Raw genomic sequence first — 24,401 nt, forward strand, 5'->3', positions numbered from 1 at the left:
GATCCATTTGAAAATGAACAACATCAGGCTTTTCTTCCATACAAATACCTCACCAGTTTGAATTGATGAGGTAAGTGTAGCGCGCTAAATTGTTGCTGAAAATCCGTCATTTGGTTGGGTGCTTACGCCCGCACTTAGCGGTGGATGATATAAGGCGAGATGACGTTTGGGCGGTTTATGCCCAAGCGGCGTCACGACTTATATCACGCTGCGGCAAGCACGGACTTGTTGGCAAGGCCCGGCCAGGTGCTGCTTCGGCGCGTGGTGCGGCAAGCCGGCGCAGGCTGTGCGGCCGGCTGCAACCGCGCTGAGAAACGCGCGTTTTCCGCCTAAGTTTGCAGCCCCGCATCGCTGCGCTCAACGCGGGTCTGCAAACTTGCCGCGTGTGGTGTCGAGAAAGCCTCGCATCTAGCTGCGCTGCGCTTGCGTCGACGCGAGTCTTCCTAGACACCACACGTTTCACGGCCTGACCGGCTTGCCGTACCGCGCGCCTATGCAACACCTGGCCTACTGTAGCTGAATCAGTATAGTCAGTGGGGTAAACGGGATAGCGGCGGGTATTTGTTGCCAGCGGATCAATTGCTAAGCGACACGATGATTGCTGGCCTGCTAATCGTGATTCAAACAACAGCTACTTGATTGAAACGCCAGGTCGCATGCAGTTACGAAATGATTGCGATATCGTGGTCTGATTTTTTTAAGTTTAAACAATGACTTTTTTGTGCGCTGAAGACGCGACGGTGTTGATCTTACATGGTGTTTTCATTCAGGCGGGGCTTGCTGTTACAGTATCTGACAGGGGTCGCGAAAAAAAGCATGAAAACATGTCGCCAGTTTTCATAAAATATGACTATACCAATATGTTTAAGAAATACTATACCAATAATTTTTTTCTTTGACAAAACCCCGTCAACTGGATATAGTTATAAATGTTCTACAAAGTACCAATAAAAAAATAAGGTCTATTCCAATATTGGGATAGCGTGAAAAGGATGTTAAATTTATGTGTGGAATTGTTGGTGTGATCGGTAAAGCTGATGCGACACAAGTGTTGTTGAACGGGCTGGATAAGTTGGAATACCGCGGCTACGATTCTGCAGGTATTTATGTCAATGACCAGCAGGGGTCTGATTATTTGATCAAGCGCGTTGGCCGCATCCAAGCGCTTAAAGATGCCGTTGGCCCTGAAGCGCAAGGCACGATGGGCATCGGCCATACGCGTTGGGCAACCAATGGCGGCCCAACTGAAGCCAATGCGCACCCGCATGTTTCAAACGACAAGCGTTTCTATTTGGTGCATAACGGGGTGATCACCAACGCGGCTGCTTTGCGCAACAAGTATTTAACGGATGTTGAATTACATTCCGATACCGATACGGAAATCGTGGTGCAATTGATTGCCCTTTTTGCCAAGCAAGACCACCTCGATGCCAAGGCAGCACTGCACAAGACCTTGAAGCTATTGGACGGTTCTTATGCCTTCTCCTTGGTTGACCGCGAGCATCCAGATGCTTTATATGTGGCGAAGAACAAGAGCCCATTGTTGATTGGTAAAGGCGATGGCTTCAATGTGGTTGCTTCTGATGCATTGGCCATGATTTCTGAAACCGATCAATACGTTGAACTCAAGGACCAAGAAGTGGTGACCTTGACTAAAGACGCCATCGAAATTGAAACCATGGATGGCACGCCGGTTTCGCGCGACCCATTCAAAGTCGTGATCGATGACGCGGATTTAGGCAAAGGCACGTATCCGTTCTATATGCTCAAGGAAATCGACGAACAGCCAGTCGTGATGCGCCGCTTGGTTGAGAAGTATACCGATGGCCAAGGCAATGTGGTGCTGCCAGATGACTTGATGGCCGCTTTGCAAGCAGCCGACCGCTTGTATATCGTCGCTGCTGGTACCAGCTACCACGCCGGCTTAGTCGGCAAGCCGTTGTTTGAACAGCTTGCCGGGGTGCCAACGGAAGTGGAATTGGCCAGTGAATTTGGTTATCACATGCCGCTGTTGTCCAAGAAGCCGTTCTTTATTTTCCTGAGCCAAAGCGGCGAAACCGCCGATATTCGGCAGGTGCTGGTCAAGGTCTTGGCCAAAGGCTACCCGACTTTGACGATTACCAACGTCGGCAGCTCGACGTTAGCGCGTGAAGCAGACTTCTGCTTGGAACTGCATGCCGGCCCTGAAATCGCCGTGGCTTCCACCAAGGCTTACACCGGCCAAATCGGTTTAGAAGCGTTAGTCGCACAAGCGTTAGGCATCAACAAAGGCATCGACAAAGCCAAGCACTTTGACGCCGTGCATCAACTTGGTTTGGCCGCAACTGGCCAACAAGCGCTGATCGATCAGAAGGATCGCTTGCACGAATTGGCCACGGATATGTTCAAGACGACCCGCAACGCCTTTTATATCGGGCGGGGGACGGATTACTATGCCAGCTTGGAAGCGGCTTTGAAGCTCAAAGAAATCTCTTATGTGCAAGCTGAAGGCTTCGCTGCCGGCGAATTGAAGCATGGCACGATTTCCTTGATTGAAAAGGATACCCCAGTGGTGGCTTATATTTCCGATCCGGTGACAGCTGCGCACACGCGCTCTAATGCCGACGAAATCGCCGCTCGTGGCGGTAAAGTGCTGCGTATTGCCAGCGCTAGCCAAGCGGAAGCTGAAGATCAACTGGTGGTTAACGATATCGATCCGCTGTTATCCCCACTGTTGACGATTGTACCAGGCCAATTGCTGGCTTACTTCACCAGCTACGATCGCGGTTACGACGTCGACAAGCCGCGCAACCTGGCTAAGTCCGTCACGGTAGAATAACCCCAGAGCGAAGTGGCGCGTATTTAGCGGTGGATATAAGGCGGGATGACGTTTGGGCGATTTGTGCCCAAGCGGCGTCACGAATTATATCACGCCGCGTTGCGCCACGCAGCTCGACGATACCCAAAGCGAAGCAGCCCGCATTTAGCGATGTGTATAAGATGGCCTGAGCTAATGGCGGTCTTTGCCATAAGCTCGGGACAGCTTATACGCAATCACGTTGGGCTGCGCAGCTCGACGATACCCCAGTACTGTTTAATCACCTCTGCAGTGACGACTGCAATGCTTAACGGCTGACGAAGATGTCAGCCGTTTTGTTTTGTGGTAAGCTGGAGGCTACGTGAAAGGGGCAATCATCATGTTACAAACTATTCGTCGTTACCGGTGGCTGTTATTGGCACTGGTTGTGATTGCGACGTTATTCGTCAGTTCGAGCATGACTTATCAACAGCAAACCAGCGTGCCATTCCTCGAACGGTATCTGCCAAATCAACCATTCAAGCAGGCATTATCTGCTATTTCCTTCAGCTATGCTGGTGACGTGGTGAGCGTGGCCCACAGCGGCTATTTTGCTTTCGTTGAGTTCTTCATGCGCAAAGCCGCGCATGTGGGGACCTATTTTCTCATTGGGGTCTTCGCTAGCTTAGGACTGCGCGAGTTTGTTAAGCCGACTTGGCTGCGCAGCGTTTTGGTGATCTTGTCGACCTGCGGCTTAGCGGCGATGGACGAATTTCATCAGATGTTGACCGGCGATCGACAGCCGACGTTCGACGATGTGATGCTTGATACTTGTGCGGCAACGGTGGCAGTGGTGTTGGTTTTGCTGGTCAGCTGGCTCAAACACCGCAAGCACTAGCGAAAAAACCGGTGTCAGCGTTGTTCTCAGCCGGTTTTTTTGGTACACTGTTAACGTTTATGAACTGCTACAAATCAGAAAAGAGGGTTTAAATTATGTCAGGACATTCCAAATGGCATAACATCCAAGGGCGTAAGAACGCTCAAGATGCTAAGCGCGGAAAAATTTTCCAAAAAATCTCCCGTGAGCTTTTCATGGCTGCTAGGCAAGGTGGTTCTGACCCCAACAACAACCCGTCGCTTCGTTTGGTCATGGACAAGGCCCGCGCGGCTAACATGCCTAAAGACAACGTTAAGCGCGCTTTAGATAAGGCTGATGGCGGCGACGCTACCAAGTATGATGAAGTGACCTATGAAGGTTACGGGCCTGCTGGGATCGCGATCTTGGTTCATGCTTTAACTGATAACAAGAACCGCACCAGCTCCAGCGTCCGCGTGGCGATCACCCGTCACGGCGGCACCATGGCCGGCGCCGGTGCCGTCGCATACATGTTCGATCGCAAAGGGATGTTTGTGATCGATCGCGAAGGCCTCGATGTGGATGAAGATCAAATGCTTGAGGCTGTGCTTGAAGCCGGTGCAGAAGATCTGCAAACCACCGATGAAGAATTCACGATTTACACAGATGCCAAGGACTTCACCGCTGTGCGCGATGCCTTGGAAGCACAAGGTTTCACCTTTACGACCAGCGAATTAACGATGGTGCCTGAAAACAAGGTGCCGATTCCTGAAGATAAGCTTGAAACCATGCAAAACATGCTCGACGCTTTGGAAGACGACGATGATGTGCAGAATGTTTACACCAACGCCGAATGGCCTGAAGAAGAAGACGCCGAATAATCATGAAGAAGACGCTTGCGAAATGTCGCAGGCGTATTTTTTTTGCCCAGAGCGCAGCAAAGCGTATTTAGCGGTGGATATAAGATGGGATGACGTTTGGGCGTACTTTGCCCAAGCGGCGTCACAGCTTATATCACGCCGCGTTGCTTTGCGGAGCTCGACGAAAAAACCAGAGCGCAGCAAAGCGCCTTTAGCGGTGGATATAAGGCGGGATGACGCAAAGGCGGTTTGTGCCTTGGCGGCGTCACGACTTATATCACGCCGCGTTGCTTTGCGGAGCTCGACGAAAACCAAAGCGGAGCAGCCCGCCTTTAGCGGGTGACAGGAACCTTATCCACAAAAAATTCCTTGTGTTTGATGAAATTTGGCATTTTATGGCGAATTCATTATACAGGAGGGGATGCTTGTGGATGAACTGATGGATTGGCTTAAACAAGCCCAAGCTAAATTGGCCAGTGATGTGTATTTTCTGCCGCAAGCAGAAGATTACGCCGTATATTTCCGAGTTGCGGCGCAGTTTCAACTGCAGCAAAAAGTGGCAAGCGCTGATGCCATCCGCTGGATCAATAACTTGAAATTCTCGGCAGGAATGAATGTCGCAGAGCATCGCCGGGTGCAGCTTGGTGCCTTGCGCCTGCCTGAAGCAAAGCTGGAGTTGCGCTTGAGCAGTGTGGGTGACGTCAATAACCGCGAATCGCTGGTGGTACGGCTGCTTTATGGCATTCCACCATTAGACGCGGCTGCCGCCCAAGTGGTCGCGCGGCTCAAGGCTGTGATCCAACGCCGCGGGATGTTAGCGCTAAGCGGTGCTACCGGCAGCGGCAAAACGACGCTGCTTTATCAATTGGCCGATCAACTGGCGGCATCAAAGATGGTGATGACCATTGAAGATCCAGTTGAGATTTTACATGCGGCATTCTTGCAACTGCAAGTTAATCCAGCGGCTGAAATGACTTATGCGGCGTTGTTAAAAGCGGCCTTGCGCCACCGCCCAGATGTGTTGTTGATCGGCGAATTACGCGATCAAGAAACGGCGCAAGTAGCTTGTGAAGCGGCGTTGTCTGGCCACATCGTGTTAACGACAGTGCATGCGCGAGAAGCAGCGTTGGTGCCAACGCGCTTGATCGCCATGGGTGTGCCGCGGGCCTTGGTGCAAGCAGCGCTAACTGCCAGTGCCCAGGTGAATTTGGTGTGGAAACCGCAAGTCCATGCTGATATTGAGCTGGTTGTTTGGCAACAAGCGCAAGGAGGCAACGCATGAAGCGTCAGTTGAAGTTGGCTGCCCAGTTGCGGGCATGTCGGTTACTTGCGGAATTGTTAGCGGCAGGTTTTTCGTTTAATGACGGCTTGCGGTATTTGCAAGTGGCGATGCCGGCTAACACCCGGCAATGGGCGCACCTGCAGCAAGTATTGGCTGCAGGCGGTGGGTTGGCGCAGGCGCTGCAGGAAGTTGGGTTTCACCCGTTGATCGTCAGTCAAGTCCAGCTGGCTGAGCTGCACGGCCGCTTGGCTGCCAGTTTGCAACAAGCGGCGGATTATTTGCAATTACAGGCGCAAAATCGCCGCCGGTTGCAGCAGCTCATGGTGTATCCGGCGGTTTTACTGAGTTTGCTGGTGATCGTGCAGTTGGTGTTGTGGTTTGCGGTGTTGCCGAGTTTGATGATCGCGCCTAGTCAAACTTGGCGCTGGCAATTGCTGGGGCTTGCGGCGATAGGGATTGTTAGCGCAGGCGCTTTGCTGGTGTATGCCAAAGCCTCTTGGCACCTGCGCTTTGCCTTAAGTCGCTTGGTCCCAGGCATCCGCGGTTTGGTGATGTTGTATTATCAATATCAATTTGTCGCCGGGGCGAGTCATTATCTGGCGGCAGGCTTGGAGTTAAGCGCCTATTGTCAGCGCTTGGCCAAACAGCCGCCAAGTGTGTTGCAACATCTTGGACGGCAGATCACCCAGGCGCTGGCTGATGGACAAGAACTCACGGTCGCCATGCAGCAGAAGCTGGTGTACCCGCCATTAAGCGAACTGTTGGCATTAGGTCAAAGCGAAGCCATCGTGCGCACCGGGGCGAAGCTGTTTGCGCAAAGTCTGTTTGCTGAATTACAGGCGCGTTATCAGCGCTTGTTGAATCTGGTCCAACCGGTGATGTTTTTGTTGATTGGCGTGCAAATCGTAATGGTATATATGGATATCTTAGGGCCGCTGTATAACAGCGTAAGGAGTTAACCATGACAAAAGGCAAAACCCGCAAGCGCGGCTTCACGCTGATTGAGGTGTTGGCGGCGTTAGGAATCATTATTGTGTTAACGATGACATTGTTGGTGACGATCAAAAGCCAGCTGGATCGCGCCAACGCCGAAAACCGCTCAGCGATGTTGGAAACGGTGAATATGCAAATTGAAGTGTCTTTTGATCAACCGAGTAAGAAGGCTGGTGATTTCAACACGGTGGACAACTTGGTGAAGGCCGGGATTATTTCATCTGCTCAGCTTGATGGATTGGGGGCTTTTGAGTTTAAACCCGGTAGTCCGCCAGCTTTTGCGTTGAAATGAGGCGGCGGGCCGGCTTCACCTTAATCGAGGTCATGGCTGCTGTGCTGATCAGTGTGGCCAGTTTATTGATGGCGGCACAATTAGGGCGGCGGTGGTGGCAATATAATCAAGAAGAGCAGTTTTTCACTGCTTTTGAAGCGCACTGGCATGCTTTGATGCAAGAAGCGCAAGAAGCGCAAGGCGCATTTAAGTCAGTGACAATGATTTATTGGGACAACACGCGCACGCTTGAGTTTCGCCGCGGCAATCTGGTGACGGCAGGCAAGCGGGAAATACAGCTGCCTAAGGGCATGATTTTCAATATCAATGACGTTGAATCAAGCAGCGAGCAGTCACTGAATCAAACGTCGGTGACATGGGATTTTGTCAATGATAAGCACTTTACGCAGATGCGCACGATGACCTTCACGCGAAACAACGGTGATCAAGTGCACTTCACCACACAACTAGGCTGGGGGGTGTTGATACGACAAAACGATTAAGCGGTTTGGTGCTGGCTGAACATTTGGCGGCGCTGTTGGTCGTGGCCTTGATCGTGGGCTGGATCACGGTGTTGGCGCGGGTGTATCAACAAACTGTGTTGCCCAAGCGCTTGGCAGCCAGCGCCTATTATGCGGCAAACGTGGCCTTGGTCACCCATGATCAAACGGTGGTGGTGGGCCAAAACACCTGGCGAGTCACAATTACCAATGAACGAATCGAGGTGGTGGGCAATGGGCAAACCTACACGTTTACGCCCAGGCACGACGCTGATTGAAACCCTGGTGGCCTTGGCTTTATTGGTTGGCTTGTTGGCCATGCTACACGCGTTAGGAAAAGCGGCTTTGAAGTATCCAGCCACCGATTCGCAACAACAAGCGGCATTTGTGTTCAACCAAGCTTTGCAACAAGAAGCAGCGTCGGCCATTCGCATGGGGGTGAGTACTAATGGTGAAGAACTGACCTTGGTGTATGCGACCAAAGCCGGGGAGCAGTCCTTTCTAGTCGAAGAATATCCCAAGACAATCGGCAGTCGCTCGATGATCCGCTTGACCAAACTGGTAAAAATTAACAATCAGCTCACCAAACAAGGCCATGAGCCGATGTTGGATTGGGCTTATGCGTTGCGCTTTGAAGCACATGTCGGGTATGTGGTTTATCACTTCACAATGGGTGCGCAAGGTTTGAAGTATACAGGGGTGATCTTAGGTGAAACGAATAAAAGGTAGTGCGCTGTTATATGCATTAATCGTGTTGGGGTTAGTAACAATGGGCTCAGTGTTGACCTTGCAACAATATGCGCAATGGCGCGCCGGCTATGTGCGCGAGATCCGTACCCAAGAAACGCTGATGCAAGCGCGTTATGCACGCTGGCTTGACGAGTCATCAGATTAAAACTTACTGAAAAGCACCAGGGATAAGTTGAAAGTCGGCCCTTTGATGAGTAGAATTGAGAGAACATTAACAAGGGGGCAGACTTTTTTTGGCAAATGAGCAATTAAAGCAATTATATGACGGCTTGGAAGAATCCACGACGCTTTTGCGCCAAGCCTTGAACAGCAGTTATTTGGATGCGGCAATCGAGTCTGGTGAGAACTTAATGGCCAATGCGGTCCATCAAGAAGACGGCTTGCCTAGCGACACCGCTAAAGCCAAGCTGGAAGCAATTTATGCGCCGCTGGACTGGCACGCTTATTCGGCAGAAGAGCTGCGCCAGGCGTTACAGTTGTTGCTGGTTAAAGCGGTGCAAGTCGACGTCATTGAAGCCAATAAGCAGGTGACACCAGATGCCATGGCCAGCTTAGCGACTTTTGTGGCGACGACTTTCCACAAGCAGATGCCCAAGGAACTGCTCATCGCCGATCCGACGGTGGGCAGCGGCAATTTGTTGTACGCGGTGATGAATCAGCTGCACAATGCCACTAACGTTGAAGTCAAAGGCGCTGGGATCGATAACGACGAACGCTTGTTGGCGTTTGCCGGGATGTCTGCGGCGCTGCAGCAGCTGTCAGTGCAACTGTATCACCAAGATGCCTTGGATACGCTGTTGGTGCATGATGCAGATATCGTGGTGGCTGATTTGCCCGTGGGTTATTATCCCTTGGATGAACGGGCCAAGAGCTTTGCTACAGCGGCCAAGTCCGGTCATTCTTACGCACATCATTTGCTGATCGAGCAAAGCCTGAAGCTGCTTAAGCCAGGTGGTTTAGGGCTGTTTTATGTGCCGGCTGGGGTGTTTCGCAGTGAAGAAGCCAAGGGGTTGACTGAGTGGATGACCAAAGCGGCGATGTTCCAAGGCCTCTTGAATCTGCCTGAGAACTTCTTTGCCAATAAAGCCGCGCAGAAGGCCTTGTTGGTGCTGCAAAAACCTGGGGCAGATGCCAAACAAGCCACCAAAGTCTTGTTGGGGACCTTCCCGGATCTTAATGATCGCCAAGCCTTCACCGAATTCATTGCCTCGGTGCGAGACTGGGCGAAGCAGAACCTGTAGGAGCCGCTTATGCCGAAAATTCTAGCGATCAATGCAGGCAGCTCCACCTTGAAATGGCAGCTTTTTGAAATGCCGCAAGAACAAGTCTTGGCCAAAGGGTTGATCGATCGCATGGGGATGCGGCAATCGACCATCACCATGCAAGTGGCAGGGCAAACCGTCATTAACCGGCCGCAAGATCTGCCGACGATTTCAGCCGCAGTGGCGGCGGTGATGAACGCCTTGAAAGAATCTGGTGTGGTGCGGCATCTTTCTGAGATCCAAGGGGTCGGCCACCGAATCGTGGCTGGCGGGGAAGCTTTTGCCGACTCTGCGGTGTTGACTAAGGCTGCCTTGGCCAAAGTCGATGCCTTGGCGGAATTTGCGCCATTGCACAACCCGCCAGAAGCTGCGGCGGTGCGCGCTTTTGCCCATCGCTTGCCGAATGTGCCGCAAGTCGGTGTGTTTGATACGGCGTTTCATCAAAGCATGCCAGAGTTGAATTATTTGTATGCGATCAAGCACGAATATTATGAACAATATGGCGCGCGCAAGTACGGTGCTCACGGCACCAGCCACCGCTATGTGGCAGCGCGGGCGGCGGCGGTATTAAACCAGCCGCTTTCAAACTTGAAGCTGGTGTCGATGCATCTGGGTTCAGGTTCTTCGGTGACCGCCATTGCCCATGGCCGCTCTTATGACACGTCCATGGGTTTTACGCCGGTAGCTGGGGTGGTGATGAGCACGCGCAGCGGTGATATTGATCCCAGTTTAGTTGCCTTCTTGATGCAGAAGCTGCATCTGCGCGATCCGCAGAAAATGGTTGATTTACTCAATCGCGATTCGGGCTTATTGGCGTTGTCCGGCTTGTCGCCTGATATGCGCGAATTAGAAGCTGCTGCCAGCAGCAATCACCGCGCGCAGTTGGCCTTAGATGTGTTTGCCAATCGGGTGGTGAAATACGTCGCCGGCTATATCGCTGAAATGCAAGGTGCTGATGCGTTGATCTTTACCGCCGGCATTGGTGAAGCAGACGCGGCGATGCGCAAGCGGATCATTGATGGTTTGGCGGTATTTGGCGTGACACTTGATGAAACAGCCAACGCTTCGGCTCATGGCGAAAGCGTGTTGTCGACGCCAGATTCGCGCATCAAGGTGTTGATGATCCCAACCAATGAAGAATTGATGATTGCCAGAGACGTTATGCGTTTGACGTAGTGTATGATCAGCCGGTTCCTGAAACCGCAGTTGTGGTTTCAGGAACCGGCTTTTGCTTGGCATCATCAACAAGGCGACAGCGCAGCAACGGTGATTGTTGTGCTGGCAGATAAATGCGATAATTAATCAAATAATACGGGAGGATTAGAGATGAGTATACTCAGTGTGGTTTATATCGTGATCGTGATCGCGGCTTTTGCGGCCAGCTTGTGGGTGCGGCATTTGATCAAGGTACCAGCGGCGACCAAGTGGTTCTGGCGGCTGTTTTATTTGGCGGCGGCCATTATGGTGGCGGTAGTGATCACCATTGGCACCCGCGACTTGAATGCGATGATCTCTGGGTATTTCATCGCCGCGATGTTTGTGGTATTTGCATTCTGGCAAAGCGGCTTGAGTGAAACCAGTGTCATTAATAAACTATCCAGCGTGCGGCAGTTTCAAACCCTGAGTGCGATCCAATTGGTGCCGTTGGCCAGCGGCTGTCAACTGCAGGCAATGGTCGGATCGATCGTGGTGATCCGGTTGCGCTTCATGCAGTCACCGACTGATGTGGCGCAGTTCTTGCAAGCGCGCATGGAGCCTAAGCGTGTGGTGATCGTGCAGTGATCGTTCGGAATCTCATGCTTTTGCACAGTGGTATACCATGTTTGCGGAAAATGTGTTTTAAATACGCGAACAGTCGTGTATAATTCTTGGTATGTCTGGAGGGCGATCATGCAAGAAGAAACAAAACAAGAATTAGCACGGCACTTAAAAAGCCGGCACATTCAGCTCATGGCCATTGGCGGCACGATTGGGACGGGTCTGTTTCTAGGGGCCGGCCAATCGATCCATTTGGCTGGACCATCGATCCTGTTGGCCTATTTGCTGGCAGGGTTGATGTGTTTCATGCTGATGCGGGCGTTAGGCGAATTGTTGATGTCAGATCTGAGTCAACATTCTTTCATCGATTTCATTCGCCAATACTTAGGCCGCGATTGGGCCACGGTAACTGGTTGGACATATTGGATCTGCTGGGCCGCTTTGGCAATGGCAGAAGTCACCGCTGTGGGGACTTATATTCGCTTCTGGCTGCCTGGCGTGCCGCAGTGGATCCCAGGCTTAGTGACTTTGGTGGTCTTGTTGTTGGTCAATATGATTTCTGTGGGCTTGTTTGGTGAAGCAGAGTTCTGGTTTGCGCTGATCAAAGTGGTGGCCATCGTGGCTTTGATCGCCATTGGGGCGGTGTTGATCGTCACCGGTTATCGAACGGATCATGGCCATGCGAGTTTGATGAATCTGGTCAATTATGGCGGTTTCTTTCCCAGAGGCGCCAGCGGGTTCTTCATGGCGTTTCAAATGGTGGTGTTTTCCTTTACCGGCATTGAGCTGGTGGGGTTGACCGCCAGCGAAACTGCCGATCCGAAGACGACGATCCCAGATGCAATCAACAAGCTGCCGGTTCGGGTGATCTTATTCTACATTGGGGCTTTGCTGGTGATCATGGCGATTTATCCATGGAACACTGTCAGCCCAAGTAACAGCCCGTTTGTGACGGTGTTTTCAAATATCGGGATCAATGCCGCAGCAGATATCATTAACTTCGTGGTGTTGACTGCAGCCGCTTCGGCATGTAATTCAGGCTTATATTCCACCGGCCGGATGCTGTTCACCATGGCTTTGGAAAGCGACGATCCAAAGCTGCATCGCTGGTCTCATTTGTCTCGGCGGCAAGTGCCTGCCCGGGCGCTGATTGCTAGTGCGGCGGTGATCGCCGTGGCGGTGGTGTTGAACATTTTCTTGCCGTCATCAGTGTTCACCTTGGTGACTTCGGTGGCCACGATCAGTTTCTTGTTTGTGTGGGTAATGATCACCTTGACGCATATGCGCTTTCGCAAAGCCCATCCACAAGGCGCTGACTTCAAGGCGCCGCTGCATCCGCTTGGGGATATCTATGTGCTGGCATTCTTGGCCATGGTGGTGGTTGTGATGCTGTTTAGCAAGGAAACTGCGATTGCAGAAGGCTTAGCCGTGATTTGGATCGGCGGCCTTTATCTGAGTCAGCGCCGGCGCAAGCATCAAGCGAAGGACTGACGAGCCATCAAGCAGTACTGGTTGGAATTTGCAACCGGTACTGCTTTTTACGTTCAATCGTTTGACGCCAAGTGGCACAGCGGCGTTGCGCCACGGTTTTGGCGCTTGAGCGTTTCAGAAAATGATTTCCCGGGCAATGTTGTTGATTGGCTCATCAGCCTTGAATTGCGCTTAACACCTAAACCAGCCAGTGCTTGAGCTGCTTTGACCGCTGCCAGATCCTGCAGTTAAAGTCGTTTGCTCAAGGCCTAGGGTCAGTGAGGGCGCAACAGAATGAGGATCAATCCAGCGTCGACTTCAAGTCGGCGCATTTTTTTGTACCAGAGCGCAGTGGCGCGCATTTAGCGGTGGAGATAAGACGGGATGACAGTTGGGCGGGCTTTGCCCAATTGGCGTCACGGCTTATATCATACCGCTTTGCGCCGCGGAGCTCGACGACCAGAGCGCAGTGGCGCGCATTTAGCGGTGGAGATAAGACGGGATGACAGTTGGGCGGGCTTTGTCCAATTGGCGTCACTGTGCGTTGTGCAGGCCGCGCAGGTAGGCCTGCATAGCCAATTTCTGGAATACTGACGCCGACGTCGTAGGCAAACCACCCAAGTTGTCATAAATAATTTAATTTCTCACACCAGAATGCTTATGAAACGGCAAAATTTGCACAATCAGAATATTAGAGTTAACATAATCTTGTACAGATTTTTCTGAAAGGGGCCTCGTATGAACACTGTCTCGTTAAAAGTCACTGATGACGCAATCATGATCACCAATCAAGCGGATCACAATTCACCGCAGCATGTTGCCATCGCATATGCACCGGATCAAAGTATCGGTGCCAACTTAGAAAACATTCGTGTGCACCTGGTGGGCATCGATTTTGACGCCATCATCATCAATAATCCTTTGCAATATCCGTTCTCTGATACGGTGGTGGGGCTCAACCATCAGCGCATTGACATCGGCTTGGCGCTGATGAACATGTTTAACAAGCCTGTTGTGGCTTTGCCTACCGTGCAACGCAAAGGGCTGCAGGCGGCCGTCGCACAAAAGCGCGACTATGCAGCGTGGCATTTGGATTATTACGGGCAATATCAAGGCAAGCGCAACTTCGGTCAAGAAGCCATGTTGACGATCGGCAATGGGTTTATGGCCCTGCGCGGCGCTTATGTTGAAGCGCATGCTGATGCGGATAATTACCCAGGGCTTTATATCGCCGGGATGTATAATCAAAACACCACCCCAATCAATGGCAAAGCGGTGGTGAATGAAGATTTGGTCAACTTGCCTAATGCCCAGTATTTGAGCTTTGGCATTGATCACGGCCAGCCGTTTACCATCGACAAAGCTGATATCAAAGATATTTATCGCAGCTTGGATCTGCATACCGGCCAGGTGACTACAACGATGCTGGTGGCATTAGGCACAGGGCATCAGTTGTTGATCGAAACCACTAAAGTCGCCGGTATGACGCAGTGGCATCATTTGGCGATCCGCTACCGCTTGACGCCGCTGAATTTTGCCGGCAGTTTGCAGATCTATTCCGGCATCGATGCCACGGTGCAAAACCACAACGTGCCGCGTTATGACCAATTTGACGCCCAGCACATCACCGTCAGCGGCATGAGTTCCGACCGTGCCCAAGCGGCGGTGTTCGGCAAGTTGCGGCACAATGATTGCCGCTTTGCCATTGGGACGCGCTTAGATGGGGTCGATCCCAATCTGGTGAAAACGACCACGCACAATCAGCGGCTGATTCAAACTGTTGACTGCATCGCCAAGCCGCAACAGCCGATCACACTCGACAAGCGCATTGTCGTGTACACCAGCCGCGAAACCGCTGAGCCAAATACGGCAGTGTGGCAAGGCCTTGAAGCAGGCGGCTTTGAAACGGTTGCACAAGATGCCAAGCACTTTTATGCACAAGTCTGGCACGACGCTGATATTCAAGTGGCTGATGATTTGATCAGTCAGAAATTATTAAGAGTCAATATTTTCCAGATGTATGTGGCTGGTGCCGCTTTGGCTGACGGCACCTTGGATGCGTCAGTGGGCGCCCGCGGGTTGCATGGCGAAGCCTATCGCGGCCATGTCTTCTGGGACGAAATGTTCATGATGCCGTTTTATGCCCAACACACGCCAAAGCTGGCCAAAGCGATGCTGATGTATCGCTACAAGCGCTTGCCGCAAGCCCAAGCCGCGGCTAAGCAGCTGGGCTTGGCTGGGGCAATGTATCCTTGGCAATCTGGGGCCAGCGGCGATGAACAAGCGCAAGCACTGCATCTGAATCCGTTGACGAATCATTTTGATCCAGATGAATCACGGCGTCAGCGGCATGTCAGCTTAGCCATTGCTTATGACATCTGGTTATATGACCACTTCAACGCTGATCAGCAATTCATGCAAGACGCTGGCATGCCAATGTTGGTGGCGATCGCGCGCTTCTGGTTGAGCTTGGCGACCAAAGATGAAGCCAGCGGTCGTTATCATATCGCCGGCGTCATGGGCCCGGATGAATTCCATGAGAATTATCCCAACGCCAAGACCAAAGGCTTGACGGACAACGCCTACACCAACTTGATGGTGGCGTGGCTGTTTAAGCTGTTGACCAAGCTCAAGCCTGAGGCGTTAAGCCAACAAGAACTCACCCAGTTGGATGCGGTGCGGCGGCACTTGAGATTGGATATCGATGATGCCGGCATTATCGGCCAATTTGCCGGCTACTTTAAGCTGCCGACTTTGGACTTTGAGCAATATCGCAAGCAATACGGCGATATTGCCCGGATGGATCGGATCTTGAAAGCTGAAGGCAAGACACCTGATGCTTATCAAGTGGCTAAACAAGCCGATACCTTGATGGCTTTCTACTTGCTTGACGAGCCGACAGTCACGACCTTGATTTCGGAAATGGGTTACCACTTGCCGGCAGATTATTTCAGCCAGAACTTGGCTTATTACTTAGATCGCACCACGCATGGCTCAACGCTGTCACGCATTGTGTATGCGGTGTTGGATGCGCGAGCTAATCACCGCGATCAATCTTGGCAGCTGTATCACCAAGCTTTGTTGTCAGATTATTACGACATTCAAGGCGGCACCACCGCCGAAGGGCTGCATCTAGGCGTGATGGGTGCGACCTTAGACGTGGCGGCACGGGTGTATGCCGGGGTGGATGCTTTAGGCGACACGCTGGTCGTCAAGCCGCAAATGCCTGCACATTGGCACACGATGCACTTGCGCCAGCATTATCGCGGCATCACTTATGATTTTACGATCGACAAGCATGTGTTAGTCGTGCAGGCCGATCATGATACCACGATTCAAATCGGTGCCAAAAAACAGCAGCTGATCGCGCATCAGCAAACACGATGTGCCATATAAGAAAGGATGACGAAGATGGCAGAAATCACAGGTTTCTTGTTTGATTTAGACGGGGTGATCACCGACACGGCGCGCTTGCATTCCCAAGCTTGGCAACAAGTGGCCCAACAAGTCGGCGCCACTTGGACACCTGAGTTGCAAGCGTCATTAAAAGGCGTCGATCGTACGGAATCGTTAGCCAGGATCCTCCAAGCTGCCGGCAAAGCGGATGCGTATTCGCAAGCTGAGAAGGACGCCTTAGCCGCCACTAAGAACCAGCATTACTTGGCACAAGTCGCCAAGTTGACCCCAGCTGATATTCTCCCAGGCATCAGCGATTTCTTAACAGATGTGCGCAACCATGGCTATCAACTCGCCTTGGCATCGTCTTCTAAGAACGCGCCGACAGTGTTGGCGCATTTGGGATTAGCGGACACTTTCAAAGCCATTGTGGATCCGGCAAAGCTGCAACACGGCAAACCAAACGGTGAGATCTATCGCCAAGCCGCAGCGTTGTTGAACTTGCCGCCACAAGCCTGCATCGGCGTGGAAGATGCCGCCTCTGGGGTGGCTGCGATCAATGATGCACATGCCACAGCTGTTGGGATCGGGGATGCGAGCGAATTACACGATGCGGCGCTGGTCCTACCGAATACTGAAGCATTAACGCTGGCGAACTTGCAGCCGCTGTTAGCAGGTGTGGCCATTGGTTAAGGCAATCGTGTGTTTTGACCTAGATGGTACCTTATTGCAAGATGACAAAACTGTGGCCAAAGATTCCTTACAAGCCATTGCGACGCTTGCCGCCAATGGCAGCTTGCCGGTAGTGGCAACTGGCCGCAACCGCTTTGAAGTGGCGGATATTTTGGCGCAAACCAACATCGATACCGTCGTTGCCGCTAACGGCAGTGAAGTCGTGTTTCGCGGTCAAACCCAGCAGCAAGTCGTCTTGCCAACTGAACTCGTCGCGGCGTTCACGGCGTTTGCTGCTGCGCATCACGATCCAGTTGGCTGGTACAATGCCAACGGCTTTGCGTTAAGCGCTGAGAATGCTGACACCAAGGAGAACTATCAACTGCTGCATCTGAATGCGCATGTTGAACCAGACTGGTATCAACATCACCCAGTCAACTTCATGTTTGTCTTTGATCGCGGCAATGAAGGGTTGTTTCAACAGCACTTCGAGCGCGACTTGAGCTTGGTGCGCAACAATGTCCGCGGGTTAGATGTGATGAAACGCGGGGTGTCGAAGCAAACCGGCTTGGCTGACTTGATCAAAGGAGCGCATTTAACTGGCGTGCCGACTTATGCTTTCGGGGATGCGGCCAATGATCTGCCGATGTTTGATTTTGTGGATCATCCCATCGCCATGGGCAATGCGACCCCAGCCGTCAAAGCCCAAGCTGAATATGTGACCACCAGCAACATGGCGCATGGCATCAGCAACGGGTTGATGCAATATGGGCTGATTTAATCACAAGCTGACAATGGGAATGAGACATAATCCCCATAGTCGCGAGACATAAAGCAACGCCAAGTCACACAAACGCCCAGATACCGCGATTCAAAGTGCAGAATCGTGGTATCTGGGCGCTTGTGCGTTTGGCTAAAAGCGCTTTATGTCTCAGCCTAATTTTTGTTATGGTCAATCTTCAGTTAGGAACACGAACTTGGTTGGGGTGGATAAGTCAGCGGCGTAATGATAGCGCGGGTGATCAAAGTTGACGATCGAAGCCGGATCGCTAAGTTGGTGTTCAGCGATATAGCGCACCATGGCACCGCGCGCCAGTTTGGCTTTGGTGGCGCGCGTCTTCACCACGCCATTGACAAGATGGCCAAACACCACATCGATCATGGTTTCTGCCGGGGTCAAGTAAGGGCGCACAGCTTTGGCGTATTCGACTGAAGCCAAGTTTAACACTGGAAACGTCAATGCATCATGCAAGCGCGGGCCCCAGAATTCATATAAGTTCGCCGCTTCGCCAATGGCCAGTTTGGCGCCCATTTCCAAGCGATAAGGCATGATGCCGTCAAACGGACGCAACACCCCATAAAAGCCGGACAAGATCTTCAAATGGGCGCTGATGTATTGTAAAGCCGGCTCGGTGAATAAGTCAGGCGCCATGGCTTGATATTGCACGCCGACATAAGCTAATACTGCCGGTGTCAACGGTTGTTTGAAGTCAATGGCAGCCAGTTGCCCTTCGGCTTGAGCGCTTAGCTTGTCGCTTGCGGCCCAAAGTTTCTGGCGGTCCTCAGGCGAAAGCGTCTTAAGCGCAGCCAGCAAGGTTTTGGTTTGAGGCAGAAACTGCGGGTACGCTTCAGGGTAGAAGGTATCATAGTCGGGTTTCATTTGTTTGGCAGGCGAGATAATAATATCCATGATTCACTCTTTCATAGCGAAGGCGGCGACATGTCAAATAATCTAACGAGTTTTACTAAAAATATGATGTGATATAGCAAGGAACTATGTTAGAATTCAATTAAAATACGGTGATGAATCACTGCGTTTTGAACATGATACCAGCTTCTGAAAGGAGCGAATGCGAATGGCTAAAGAATTATCAGGCGATGAATTACGGATCCGCAGTCATGTCTATGATGGCATCGTCAAATCGTCCAATCGGGCGATGATGCGCGCCACTGGAATGAAAGATGAGGATTTCAAGAAACCGATCATCGGCGTCATCAGTACCTGGGCGGAGAACACGCCTTGTAACATGCATTTGGATGGCTTAGGCAAGCAAGCCAAGAAAGGGGTCCAAGAAGCAGGCGGCTGGCCGGTACAATTCGGCACCATCACCGTGTCTGATGGGATCTCCATGGCGACCCCTGGGATGCGTTATTCCTTGCCTAGCCGCGATATCATTGCCGATTCCATGGAAGCGGCAGTAGGCGGCCATAACGCCGATGCCTTTGTGGCAGTCGGCGGCTGCGACAAGAACATGCCAGGCAGCTTGATTGCCATGGCCAACGCCGACATCCCAGCCATTTTTGTTTATGGCGGCACGATCATGCCAGGCAAATTAGACGGCGAAGACATCGACTTGGTGTCAGTATTTGAAGCGGTTGGCGCCATGAACGCCGGCAAAATGTCTGAAGCGCAAGTGCGCCGTATTGAATGCAATGCCTGCCCTGGCCCTGGTGCATGCGGCGGCATGTATACGGCTAACACCATGGCTTCGGCGATTGAAGTGATGGGCATGAGCCTGCCAGGTTCAGCATCGCATCCAGGTGATTCTGAAGCCAAGCGCCAAGACGTGGAAGCTGCTGGCAAAGCGGTGGTCAACTTGTTGAAAAAAGGCATCTATCCGCATGACATCTTAACGCGTGAAGCCTTTGAGAACGCCTTGACGGTGATCATGGCCTTAGGCGGCTCCACCAACTCGGTATTGCATCTATTGGCCATTGCCCATGCGGCTAATGTTGACATGACCATCGACGACTTCAACACCTTCCAGAAGAAAGTGCCACATATCGCCGACCTTAAGCCATCAGGCAAGTATGTCATGTATGACTTGTATAAAGCCGGCGGTGTTACTGCCGTGGAGAAATTGTTGTTGAAAAACGGCTATTTGCATGGCGATTGCCTAACCGTCACTGGCAAAACGGTGGCGGAAAACCTTGCCGATTTCCCAGATCTGACGCCTGGTCAGAAAGTCATCATGCCGCTGGAACATCCGCTGCGTGAAGACGGGCCTTTGATCATTTTGCATGGGAACTTATCTACTGAAGGCTGTGTCGTTAAAGTTTCCGGCTTAAAGGCGCGCCGGCATGTGGGTCCGGCGAAGGTCTTTGACAACGAGCAAGCTGCCATTGATGCCGTCATGGCTGATGAAATCGTGCCAGGCGACTGTGTGGTCGTGCGCTATGTGGGGCCAAAAGGCGGACCTGGCATGCCTGAAATGCTGACTTTGTCTGGCTTGTTAAGCGGCAAAGGCCAAGGCGAGTCTGTTGCGTTATTGACTGACGGACGCTTTTCCGGCGGCTCGCATGGCTTTGTGGTGGGCCATATCGCCCCAGAAGCCCAAGACGGTGGCAATATCGCGTTGTTGAAAACTGGCGACACGATCATCATCGATCAAGACACCCGCGAATTGACCATGGATGTGTCTGATGAAGAACTTGCCGAGCGCCGCAAGCACCTGGTGATCCCGCCACTGGAAACCCGCGGGGTCTTAGGCAAATACGCGCATTTGGTTTCATCTGCGGCCACTGGTGCCACCACTGATTTCTGGAAGAAGTAACCCTTGGAAAGGACAACACATATGCGAGACGACATTAAAGTAAACGACCAAGCCCAAGCGCTTGGTGACCAGTTGCAAGCGCGCTTTGAAACGATCATGGAACCGGAATTAGGCGTGGATATTTATAACCTTGGCTTTATTTATGCCGTTGATGTGAACGACCAAGGGCATTGTGATGTGGTCATCACGTTCTCGGAAATGGGTTGTTCCTGCATCGCCGACGTCCCAGAGCAAATCGTCAAGGAACTCAAGACGATCGATGGCATCGATTCCGTCAAAGTTGAGGTGGTGTGGGCACCATCTTGGCAAATGACGCGGATCTCGCGCGTCGGGCGGATGATGCTGGGCATCAGCGTTCATTGACTGAAAGCCCGATAACAGTCGCCAGTATTGCGATGTTGCATACTGGCGGCGGTTTATCGTACCACTATTTGTGGACATGCTTTTGCTTTTCGTTAAGCATGGCTCGATGAACACAAGTCATTAGGTCTGCGACATTCCTAGCGGTTGGCACCACGGGCACAACGTTCTTGCAGACGTTGTGCCTTTTGATTGCACAAAAATACCGCATAGCTTGCAGACTATGCGGTAGACGATAATGAATACTCTCGATACTCACATCGTATCATGATCACTCAGAATGTCAAAACCACCGCCATAATCTAGATGTGGCGCAGTTTGTAATGGCGTGAAGCAGGACAGGTACAAAAAAACGCGGTGCCACAAGCTTGCTCAGCTCGCACACCGCGTGAAATGGGACTTTCTGGAGGTGAGGAGAATCGAACTCCTGTCCATCAACCCCGCTACATATAGCTCTACACGTTTAGCTCCACTATTTGAATTTCGCCCACCAGCCGCGCCGTGAATCAAGGCTAACGCCAATGGACTAACCTACTGTCTCTTAAGTGACCCTCAGGTGGCAGGCCGCTTCGTAGCTCAATTAGTTTGAGACCGCTGAATATCCCTTGAGCGAAGATATGGCGATCACGCTAAGCTGTTATTAGGCAGCTAAAGCGTAAGAATTGTTGTTTTTTGCAGTTAAATAAACTGTTTTGCGTTCTTGACGGAGCCGACCCTCCGGCGTGCACCACATGCGCGAGCGTCAATGTCGAGACCATTACACCCCCGTAGTCCCTAAATAATAGCATGAAAGTCAAAACACGTCAAACCAACCACACCGTCACCAGCCCGGCTAATACCAATCCGGCGATCAGACAAACCATCCCAATTTGCCGCTTGCGCCTAAGCGGTTGCGGCGGGTCATCAGAATGGTCTTCAGCGACATAGAACTGATTATCGTCATAGTATGCCATTTTTACCCTCCTGATCCATTATAGCCCGCAAGCGCTTTATTTACGATGCAAGATTCGTAAATAATCGTGACAAAATATCGTCACAATTAATGCGACTTTCGTTCATTGTCAAAGGGCAAGTTGCGTGATACGCTGAACATAGCCGATGTTTAAGCTGATTTTATGGTCGGCGGGGTACACTCGTTATACTAACTACGCGAGGATGATAACAATGAAAATTTTAATGATCGAAGATAATGAAAGCGTCGCTCAAATGATGGACATGTTCTTTAAGAAAGAACAGTGGGAAGTAGTCAACGCCTATGATGGCGAATCCGGCTTGGCGGACTTCAAGCAGGCGCCGAATGACTATGATATTATCACGCTGGACTTGAACTTGCCGAAGATGGATGGCATGCAAGTGGCTCAAGAGATCCGCAAATTGTCTAAAACCGTGCCCTTGATCATGTTAACGGCGCGCGATACCGAAAGCGACCAGGTCTTGGGTTTGGAGCTTGGGGCAGACGATTACGTCACGAAGCCGTTTTCACCGATCACCTTGGTGGCACGGATCAAAGCCTTGCACCGGCGCGCGGAAGTCGAACCGGCTAACAATGAGGCGCCGGCAACGAAGGTAGATGAAGACTTTGATGTGGTCACCAGCCACTTCAAATTGTCCACCAAGACACGTGAAGCATACTTAGACGATACGCCGATCGAAGGCTTGACCCCTAAGGAATTCGACTTGCTGCACACCTTGGCGCAAAACCCCAAGCAAGTCTTCTCGCGGGAACAGTTATTGCAGCTGGTGTGGGATTATGAATATTATGGTGACGAACGCACCGTTGACGCCCACATCAAGAAACTGCGTCAGAAAATTGAAAAAGTCGGCCCGCAAATCATTCAAACCGTTTGGGGGGTCGGCTATAAATTCGACGACACAGGATTGGATCGTAAATAATGAAACTCCTTTACCAACAAATGTTGGCGTTTTTTGGCGTAATCGCGGTGACCTTGTCGATTGTCACAGTCTTGTTCATTCGCAGCACCACCAACACCGTGTGGCAAAACAGCTTCGATCAACTGGAAGAATATACCGATGTGCTTAAAGACCGTGCTGTAGACAGCGACACGTATTTGATCAACACGCAGTTCATCCAGCATGCCGAAGAGATCTTGACCAAGCAGAATGTCCACTTCATGATCTATGACGCCACTAACACCGCGCGCTATCCTAACATGCCAGGTGCCGCCCCGCAAGCCATTGCCAGCAAGTATTGGAAACTCCTAAAAGCCGGCAATACTGTGGCTTTGCCAGAGCTGACCACCAACCCGCAGAATGGCAAGCAGCAGCGCATGACGATTTATTACAAGCCGGTGTTCTTAAGCCAGAAGCTGTTATTTGTGATCGCGGCTTTTGCTCCGGTGGAGAATATTCAAAGCTCGATCCAACAAACCGAAAAGAACCTGGTGGTGGCGTTCTTGCTGTCGCTGTTGGCGGCGATCGTGGTGTCGTATTTCCTGGCGCGCTTTCAAGTCAATCGCATTAACCGCTTGCGCCAGGCGACGCATCAAGTGGCAGAAGGCGACTACTCAGTTGAAGTCAAGTTCGACCAATCCGGCAAAGATGAAGTCGCTGCTTTGGCCAATGACTTCCAAGACATGGTCGATTCCCTGCGTGCTTCACAAAAAGAGATCCACCGCCAAGAAGAACGGCGCCGCCAATTCATGGCCGACGCTGCTCACGAAATGCGCACGCCGCTGACCACCATCAATGGCTTGCTGGAAGGCTTGGCTTATGATGCGATTCCAGAAGAGTCCAAAGGCGAATCCATTGCCTTGATGCAGAAAGAAACCAAGCGCTTGATCCGCTTGGTCAATGAAAACTTGGATTACGAGAAGATCCGCACCAATCAGATCTTGTTGAACAAGCAAACCTTTAACGCCACCGAAGCGCTGCATGATATCAAAGCACAACTGCAGCAGAAAGCCGAAGCCTCTGGCGATACGCTGGTGCTTGACGCTGAAGCTGACGTGCCGGTATTTGCCGATCACGACCGCTTCGTGCAAGTGCTGTTTAACGTCGCGCAAAACGCCATTCAATTCACGCAAAATGGCACCATCACCCTCAGCGCCAAACAAGGCTATCACGAAACTGAATTCAAAGTCCAAGATACCGGCATCGGCATGAGCGAAGACCAAGTCAAAAACATTTGGGAACGCTACTACAAAGCCGATCCGTCGCGCAAGAACACCAAATACGGTGAGTCTGGCCTCGGTTTGGCCATCGTGCATCAGCTGGTCACGCGCCATGGCGGTACCATTAAAGTTGATTCGACGCTGAACAAAGGCACAACGTTTACCATCACCTTCCCAGACGAAGAAACCGCGCCTAAACAAGCACCGATCACGCACACCAAATAAAAGTCTTCAAGATCCAACAAGGTCCCGTACAGGCTCAGAATCATGTCTGTACGGGACCTTGTTGTCGTTGCGGCTAGGAGTTCGATTCTCCTCATCTCCAGCGTGTCATCTTTGGTGTTGCGAATGCGCCGCGACTGTTGAACATTTGATGCTGATCGCGGCAAGTTCAAAGACAGGCAAAGTGAGCAAAGCGAGCGCCTGGCTTTGAACTTAGGCGTAAAACACGCGCACTTTGCGTGGTTGAAGTCGGCCGCACCGCCTGCGCCGTCTTGCTGACCCCCGCGC

The 24,401-nt window shown here is 51.7% G+C and carries 24 protein-coding genes and 1 other RNA gene; 22 read left to right on the plus strand and 3 right to left on the minus strand.

Annotation, left to right across the window (positions count from 1 at the left end):
• The first annotated feature begins 1,003 nt into the window (after positions 1 to 1,003).
• The 18 genes from glmS (at position 1,004) to ACGG90_RS11115 (ending at position 17,627) form a co-directional block, all read left to right on the plus strand.
• Entirely contained in the window at positions 1,004 to 2,818 is a 1,815-nt protein-coding gene (gene glmS / locus ACGG90_RS11030; RefSeq protein ID WP_390409405.1) for a glutamine--fructose-6-phosphate transaminase (isomerizing), read from the plus strand.
• A 358-nt stretch (positions 2,819 to 3,176) separates the two neighbouring features.
• Positions 3,177 to 3,674: a VanZ family protein gene (locus tag ACGG90_RS11035; protein WP_390409406.1), complete on the plus strand. Its 498-nt coding sequence runs from the start codon at positions 3,177 to 3,179 to the stop codon at positions 3,672 to 3,674.
• A gap of 95 nt (positions 3,675 to 3,769) precedes the next feature.
• Positions 3,770 to 4,513, plus strand: coding sequence for a YebC/PmpR family DNA-binding transcriptional regulator (locus ACGG90_RS11040; protein ID WP_390409408.1), 744 nt, complete (start codon positions 3,770 to 3,772; stop codon positions 4,511 to 4,513).
• A 406-nt stretch (positions 4,514 to 4,919) separates the two neighbouring features.
• Positions 4,920 to 5,774: an ATPase, T2SS/T4P/T4SS family gene (locus ACGG90_RS11045; protein ID WP_390409410.1), complete on the plus strand. Its 855-nt coding sequence runs from the start codon at positions 4,920 to 4,922 to the stop codon at positions 5,772 to 5,774.
• A complete protein-coding gene (locus tag ACGG90_RS11050) occupies positions 5,771 to 6,733 on the plus strand; it encodes a type II secretion system F family protein (protein ID WP_390409412.1) in 963 nt (320 codons plus the stop codon). Before ACGG90_RS11045 ends, ACGG90_RS11050 begins: the two co-directional genes overlap by 4 nt.
• A 2-nt stretch (positions 6,734 to 6,735) precedes the next feature.
• Positions 6,736 to 7,059 (plus strand): type II secretion system protein, encoded by a 324-nt coding sequence (locus ACGG90_RS11055; RefSeq protein WP_390409414.1) that lies wholly within the window; start codon positions 6,736 to 6,738, stop codon positions 7,057 to 7,059.
• Positions 7,056 to 7,541, plus strand: a complete 486-nt coding sequence (locus ACGG90_RS11060; protein ID WP_390409416.1) for a prepilin-type N-terminal cleavage/methylation domain-containing protein — start codon at positions 7,056 to 7,058, stop codon at positions 7,539 to 7,541. The genes ACGG90_RS11055 and ACGG90_RS11060 overlap by 4 nt, the downstream gene beginning before the upstream one ends.
• An 8-nt stretch (positions 7,542 to 7,549) precedes the next feature.
• Complete coding sequence (locus ACGG90_RS11065; protein WP_390409418.1) at positions 7,550 to 7,816, plus strand: hypothetical protein; 267 nt, start codon at positions 7,550 to 7,552, stop codon at positions 7,814 to 7,816.
• Positions 7,773 to 8,267: a hypothetical protein gene (locus ACGG90_RS11070; RefSeq protein ID WP_390409420.1), complete on the plus strand. Its 495-nt coding sequence runs from the start codon at positions 7,773 to 7,775 to the stop codon at positions 8,265 to 8,267. Before ACGG90_RS11065 ends, ACGG90_RS11070 begins: the two co-directional genes overlap by 44 nt.
• The gene (locus ACGG90_RS11075; RefSeq protein WP_390409422.1) at positions 8,248 to 8,433 is read left to right on the plus strand and encodes a hypothetical protein; all 186 of its coding nucleotides are present in this window, start codon (positions 8,248 to 8,250) and stop codon (positions 8,431 to 8,433) included. The genes ACGG90_RS11070 and ACGG90_RS11075 overlap by 20 nt, the downstream gene beginning before the upstream one ends.
• An 88-nt stretch (positions 8,434 to 8,521) precedes the next feature.
• Positions 8,522 to 9,529, plus strand: a complete 1,008-nt coding sequence (locus tag ACGG90_RS11080; RefSeq protein ID WP_390409424.1) for a class I SAM-dependent methyltransferase — start codon at positions 8,522 to 8,524, stop codon at positions 9,527 to 9,529.
• A 9-nt stretch (positions 9,530 to 9,538) separates the two neighbouring features.
• Positions 9,539 to 10,726, plus strand: a complete 1,188-nt coding sequence (locus ACGG90_RS11085) for an acetate/propionate family kinase (RefSeq protein ID WP_390409425.1) — start codon at positions 9,539 to 9,541, stop codon at positions 10,724 to 10,726.
• Between the two features lie 150 nt (positions 10,727 to 10,876).
• Positions 10,877 to 11,332: a hypothetical protein gene (locus tag ACGG90_RS11090; RefSeq protein WP_390409427.1), complete on the plus strand. Its 456-nt coding sequence runs from the start codon at positions 10,877 to 10,879 to the stop codon at positions 11,330 to 11,332.
• Between the two features lie 108 nt (positions 11,333 to 11,440).
• A complete protein-coding gene (locus ACGG90_RS11095) occupies positions 11,441 to 12,799 on the plus strand; it encodes an amino acid permease (protein WP_390409429.1) in 1,359 nt (452 codons plus the stop codon).
• A 21-nt stretch (positions 12,800 to 12,820) separates the two neighbouring features.
• Complete coding sequence (locus tag ACGG90_RS11100) at positions 12,821 to 12,997, plus strand: hypothetical protein (RefSeq protein WP_390409431.1); 177 nt, start codon at positions 12,821 to 12,823, stop codon at positions 12,995 to 12,997.
• Between the two features lie 519 nt (positions 12,998 to 13,516).
• The gene (locus tag ACGG90_RS11105; protein WP_390409432.1) at positions 13,517 to 16,174 is read left to right on the plus strand and encodes a glycoside hydrolase family 65 protein; all 2,658 of its coding nucleotides are present in this window, start codon (positions 13,517 to 13,519) and stop codon (positions 16,172 to 16,174) included.
• Between the two features lie 15 nt (positions 16,175 to 16,189).
• A complete protein-coding gene (pgmB, locus tag ACGG90_RS11110) occupies positions 16,190 to 16,867 on the plus strand; it encodes a beta-phosphoglucomutase (RefSeq protein ID WP_390409434.1) in 678 nt (225 codons plus the stop codon).
• A complete protein-coding gene (locus tag ACGG90_RS11115) occupies positions 16,851 to 17,627 on the plus strand; it encodes a Cof-type HAD-IIB family hydrolase (protein ID WP_390409435.1) in 777 nt (258 codons plus the stop codon). Before pgmB ends, ACGG90_RS11115 begins: the two co-directional genes overlap by 17 nt.
• Positions 17,628 to 17,798: 171 nt before the next feature.
• Here the strand turns inward: ACGG90_RS11115 and yaaA are convergent, their stop codons facing one another.
• A complete protein-coding gene (gene yaaA, locus ACGG90_RS11120; RefSeq protein WP_390409436.1) occupies positions 17,799 to 18,536 on the minus strand; it encodes a peroxide stress protein YaaA in 738 nt (245 codons plus the stop codon).
• Positions 18,537 to 18,702: 166 nt separating this feature from the next.
• Between yaaA and ilvD the strand changes: the two genes are divergently transcribed.
• Together ilvD and ACGG90_RS11130 are read left to right on the plus strand one after the other, a co-directional pair.
• Positions 18,703 to 20,400, plus strand: a complete 1,698-nt coding sequence (gene ilvD, locus ACGG90_RS11125) for a dihydroxy-acid dehydratase (protein ID WP_390409437.1) — start codon at positions 18,703 to 18,705, stop codon at positions 20,398 to 20,400.
• A gap of 21 nt (positions 20,401 to 20,421) precedes the next feature.
• Positions 20,422 to 20,763, plus strand: a complete 342-nt coding sequence (locus tag ACGG90_RS11130) for a metal-sulfur cluster assembly factor (RefSeq protein WP_390409438.1) — start codon at positions 20,422 to 20,424, stop codon at positions 20,761 to 20,763.
• 398 nt (positions 20,764 to 21,161) lie between these two features.
• Here ACGG90_RS11130 and ssrA read toward each other — a convergent pair.
• Both ssrA and ACGG90_RS11140 read right to left on the minus strand, forming a co-directional pair.
• Positions 21,162 to 21,527, minus strand: a transfer-messenger RNA (tmRNA) gene (gene ssrA / locus ACGG90_RS11135).
• A gap of 36 nt (positions 21,528 to 21,563) precedes the next feature.
• Positions 21,564 to 21,713, minus strand: coding sequence for a hypothetical protein (locus ACGG90_RS11140; protein ID WP_390409440.1), 150 nt, complete (start codon positions 21,711 to 21,713; stop codon positions 21,564 to 21,566).
• Between the two features lie 211 nt (positions 21,714 to 21,924).
• Between ACGG90_RS11140 and ACGG90_RS11145 the strand changes: the two genes are divergently transcribed.
• Together ACGG90_RS11145 and ACGG90_RS11150 are read left to right on the plus strand one after the other, a co-directional pair.
• Positions 21,925 to 22,653 (plus strand): response regulator transcription factor, encoded by a 729-nt coding sequence (locus ACGG90_RS11145; RefSeq protein WP_390409441.1) that lies wholly within the window; start codon positions 21,925 to 21,927, stop codon positions 22,651 to 22,653.
• Positions 22,653 to 24,116: a sensor histidine kinase gene (locus ACGG90_RS11150; RefSeq protein WP_390409443.1), complete on the plus strand. Its 1,464-nt coding sequence runs from the start codon at positions 22,653 to 22,655 to the stop codon at positions 24,114 to 24,116. The genes ACGG90_RS11145 and ACGG90_RS11150 overlap by 1 nt, the downstream gene beginning before the upstream one ends.
• The last annotated feature ends 285 nt before the right edge of the window (positions 24,117 to 24,401 follow it).

Source organism: Lacticaseibacillus jixiensis, from assembly GCF_042847315.1.
Classification (GTDB): Bacteria; Bacillota; Bacilli; order Lactobacillales; family Lactobacillaceae; genus Lacticaseibacillus; species Lacticaseibacillus jixiensis.

What these genes read in the sequence shown, in the direction of transcription:
- glmS (WP_390409405.1), top strand. Translation starts at nt 1,004, where the DNA reads ATGTGTGGAATTGTTGGTGTGATCGGTAAAGCTGATGCGACACAAGTG.
- ACGG90_RS11035 (WP_390409406.1), top strand. Translation starts at nt 3,177, where the DNA reads ATGTTACAAACTATTCGTCGTTACCGGTGGCTGTTATTGGCACTGGTT.
- ACGG90_RS11040 (WP_390409408.1), top strand. Translation starts at nt 3,770, where the DNA reads ATGTCAGGACATTCCAAATGGCATAACATCCAAGGGCGTAAGAACGCT.
- ACGG90_RS11050 (WP_390409412.1), top strand. Translation starts at nt 5,771, where the DNA reads ATGAAGCGTCAGTTGAAGTTGGCTGCCCAGTTGCGGGCATGTCGGTTA.
- ACGG90_RS11055 (WP_390409414.1), top strand. Translation starts at nt 6,736, where the DNA reads ATGACAAAAGGCAAAACCCGCAAGCGCGGCTTCACGCTGATTGAGGTG.
- ACGG90_RS11060 (WP_390409416.1), top strand. Translation starts at nt 7,056, where the DNA reads ATGAGGCGGCGGGCCGGCTTCACCTTAATCGAGGTCATGGCTGCTGTG.
- ACGG90_RS11070 (WP_390409420.1), top strand. Translation starts at nt 7,773, where the DNA reads ATGGGCAAACCTACACGTTTACGCCCAGGCACGACGCTGATTGAAACC.
- ACGG90_RS11085 (WP_390409425.1), top strand. Translation starts at nt 9,539, where the DNA reads ATGCCGAAAATTCTAGCGATCAATGCAGGCAGCTCCACCTTGAAATGG.
- ACGG90_RS11090 (WP_390409427.1), top strand. Translation starts at nt 10,877, where the DNA reads ATGAGTATACTCAGTGTGGTTTATATCGTGATCGTGATCGCGGCTTTT.
- ACGG90_RS11095 (WP_390409429.1), top strand. Translation starts at nt 11,441, where the DNA reads ATGCAAGAAGAAACAAAACAAGAATTAGCACGGCACTTAAAAAGCCGG.
- ACGG90_RS11105 (WP_390409432.1), top strand. Translation starts at nt 13,517, where the DNA reads ATGAACACTGTCTCGTTAAAAGTCACTGATGACGCAATCATGATCACC.
- pgmB (WP_390409434.1), top strand. Translation starts at nt 16,190, where the DNA reads ATGGCAGAAATCACAGGTTTCTTGTTTGATTTAGACGGGGTGATCACC.
- yaaA (WP_390409436.1), bottom strand. Translation starts at nt 18,536, where the DNA reads ATGGATATTATTATCTCGCCTGCCAAACAAATGAAACCCGACTATGAT.
- ilvD (WP_390409437.1), top strand. Translation starts at nt 18,703, where the DNA reads ATGGCTAAAGAATTATCAGGCGATGAATTACGGATCCGCAGTCATGTC.
- ACGG90_RS11130 (WP_390409438.1), top strand. Translation starts at nt 20,422, where the DNA reads ATGCGAGACGACATTAAAGTAAACGACCAAGCCCAAGCGCTTGGTGAC.
- ACGG90_RS11140 (WP_390409440.1), bottom strand. Translation starts at nt 21,713, where the DNA reads ATGGCATACTATGACGATAATCAGTTCTATGTCGCTGAAGACCATTCT.
- ACGG90_RS11145 (WP_390409441.1), top strand. Translation starts at nt 21,925, where the DNA reads ATGAAAATTTTAATGATCGAAGATAATGAAAGCGTCGCTCAAATGATG.
- ACGG90_RS11150 (WP_390409443.1), top strand. Translation starts at nt 22,653, where the DNA reads ATGAAACTCCTTTACCAACAAATGTTGGCGTTTTTTGGCGTAATCGCG.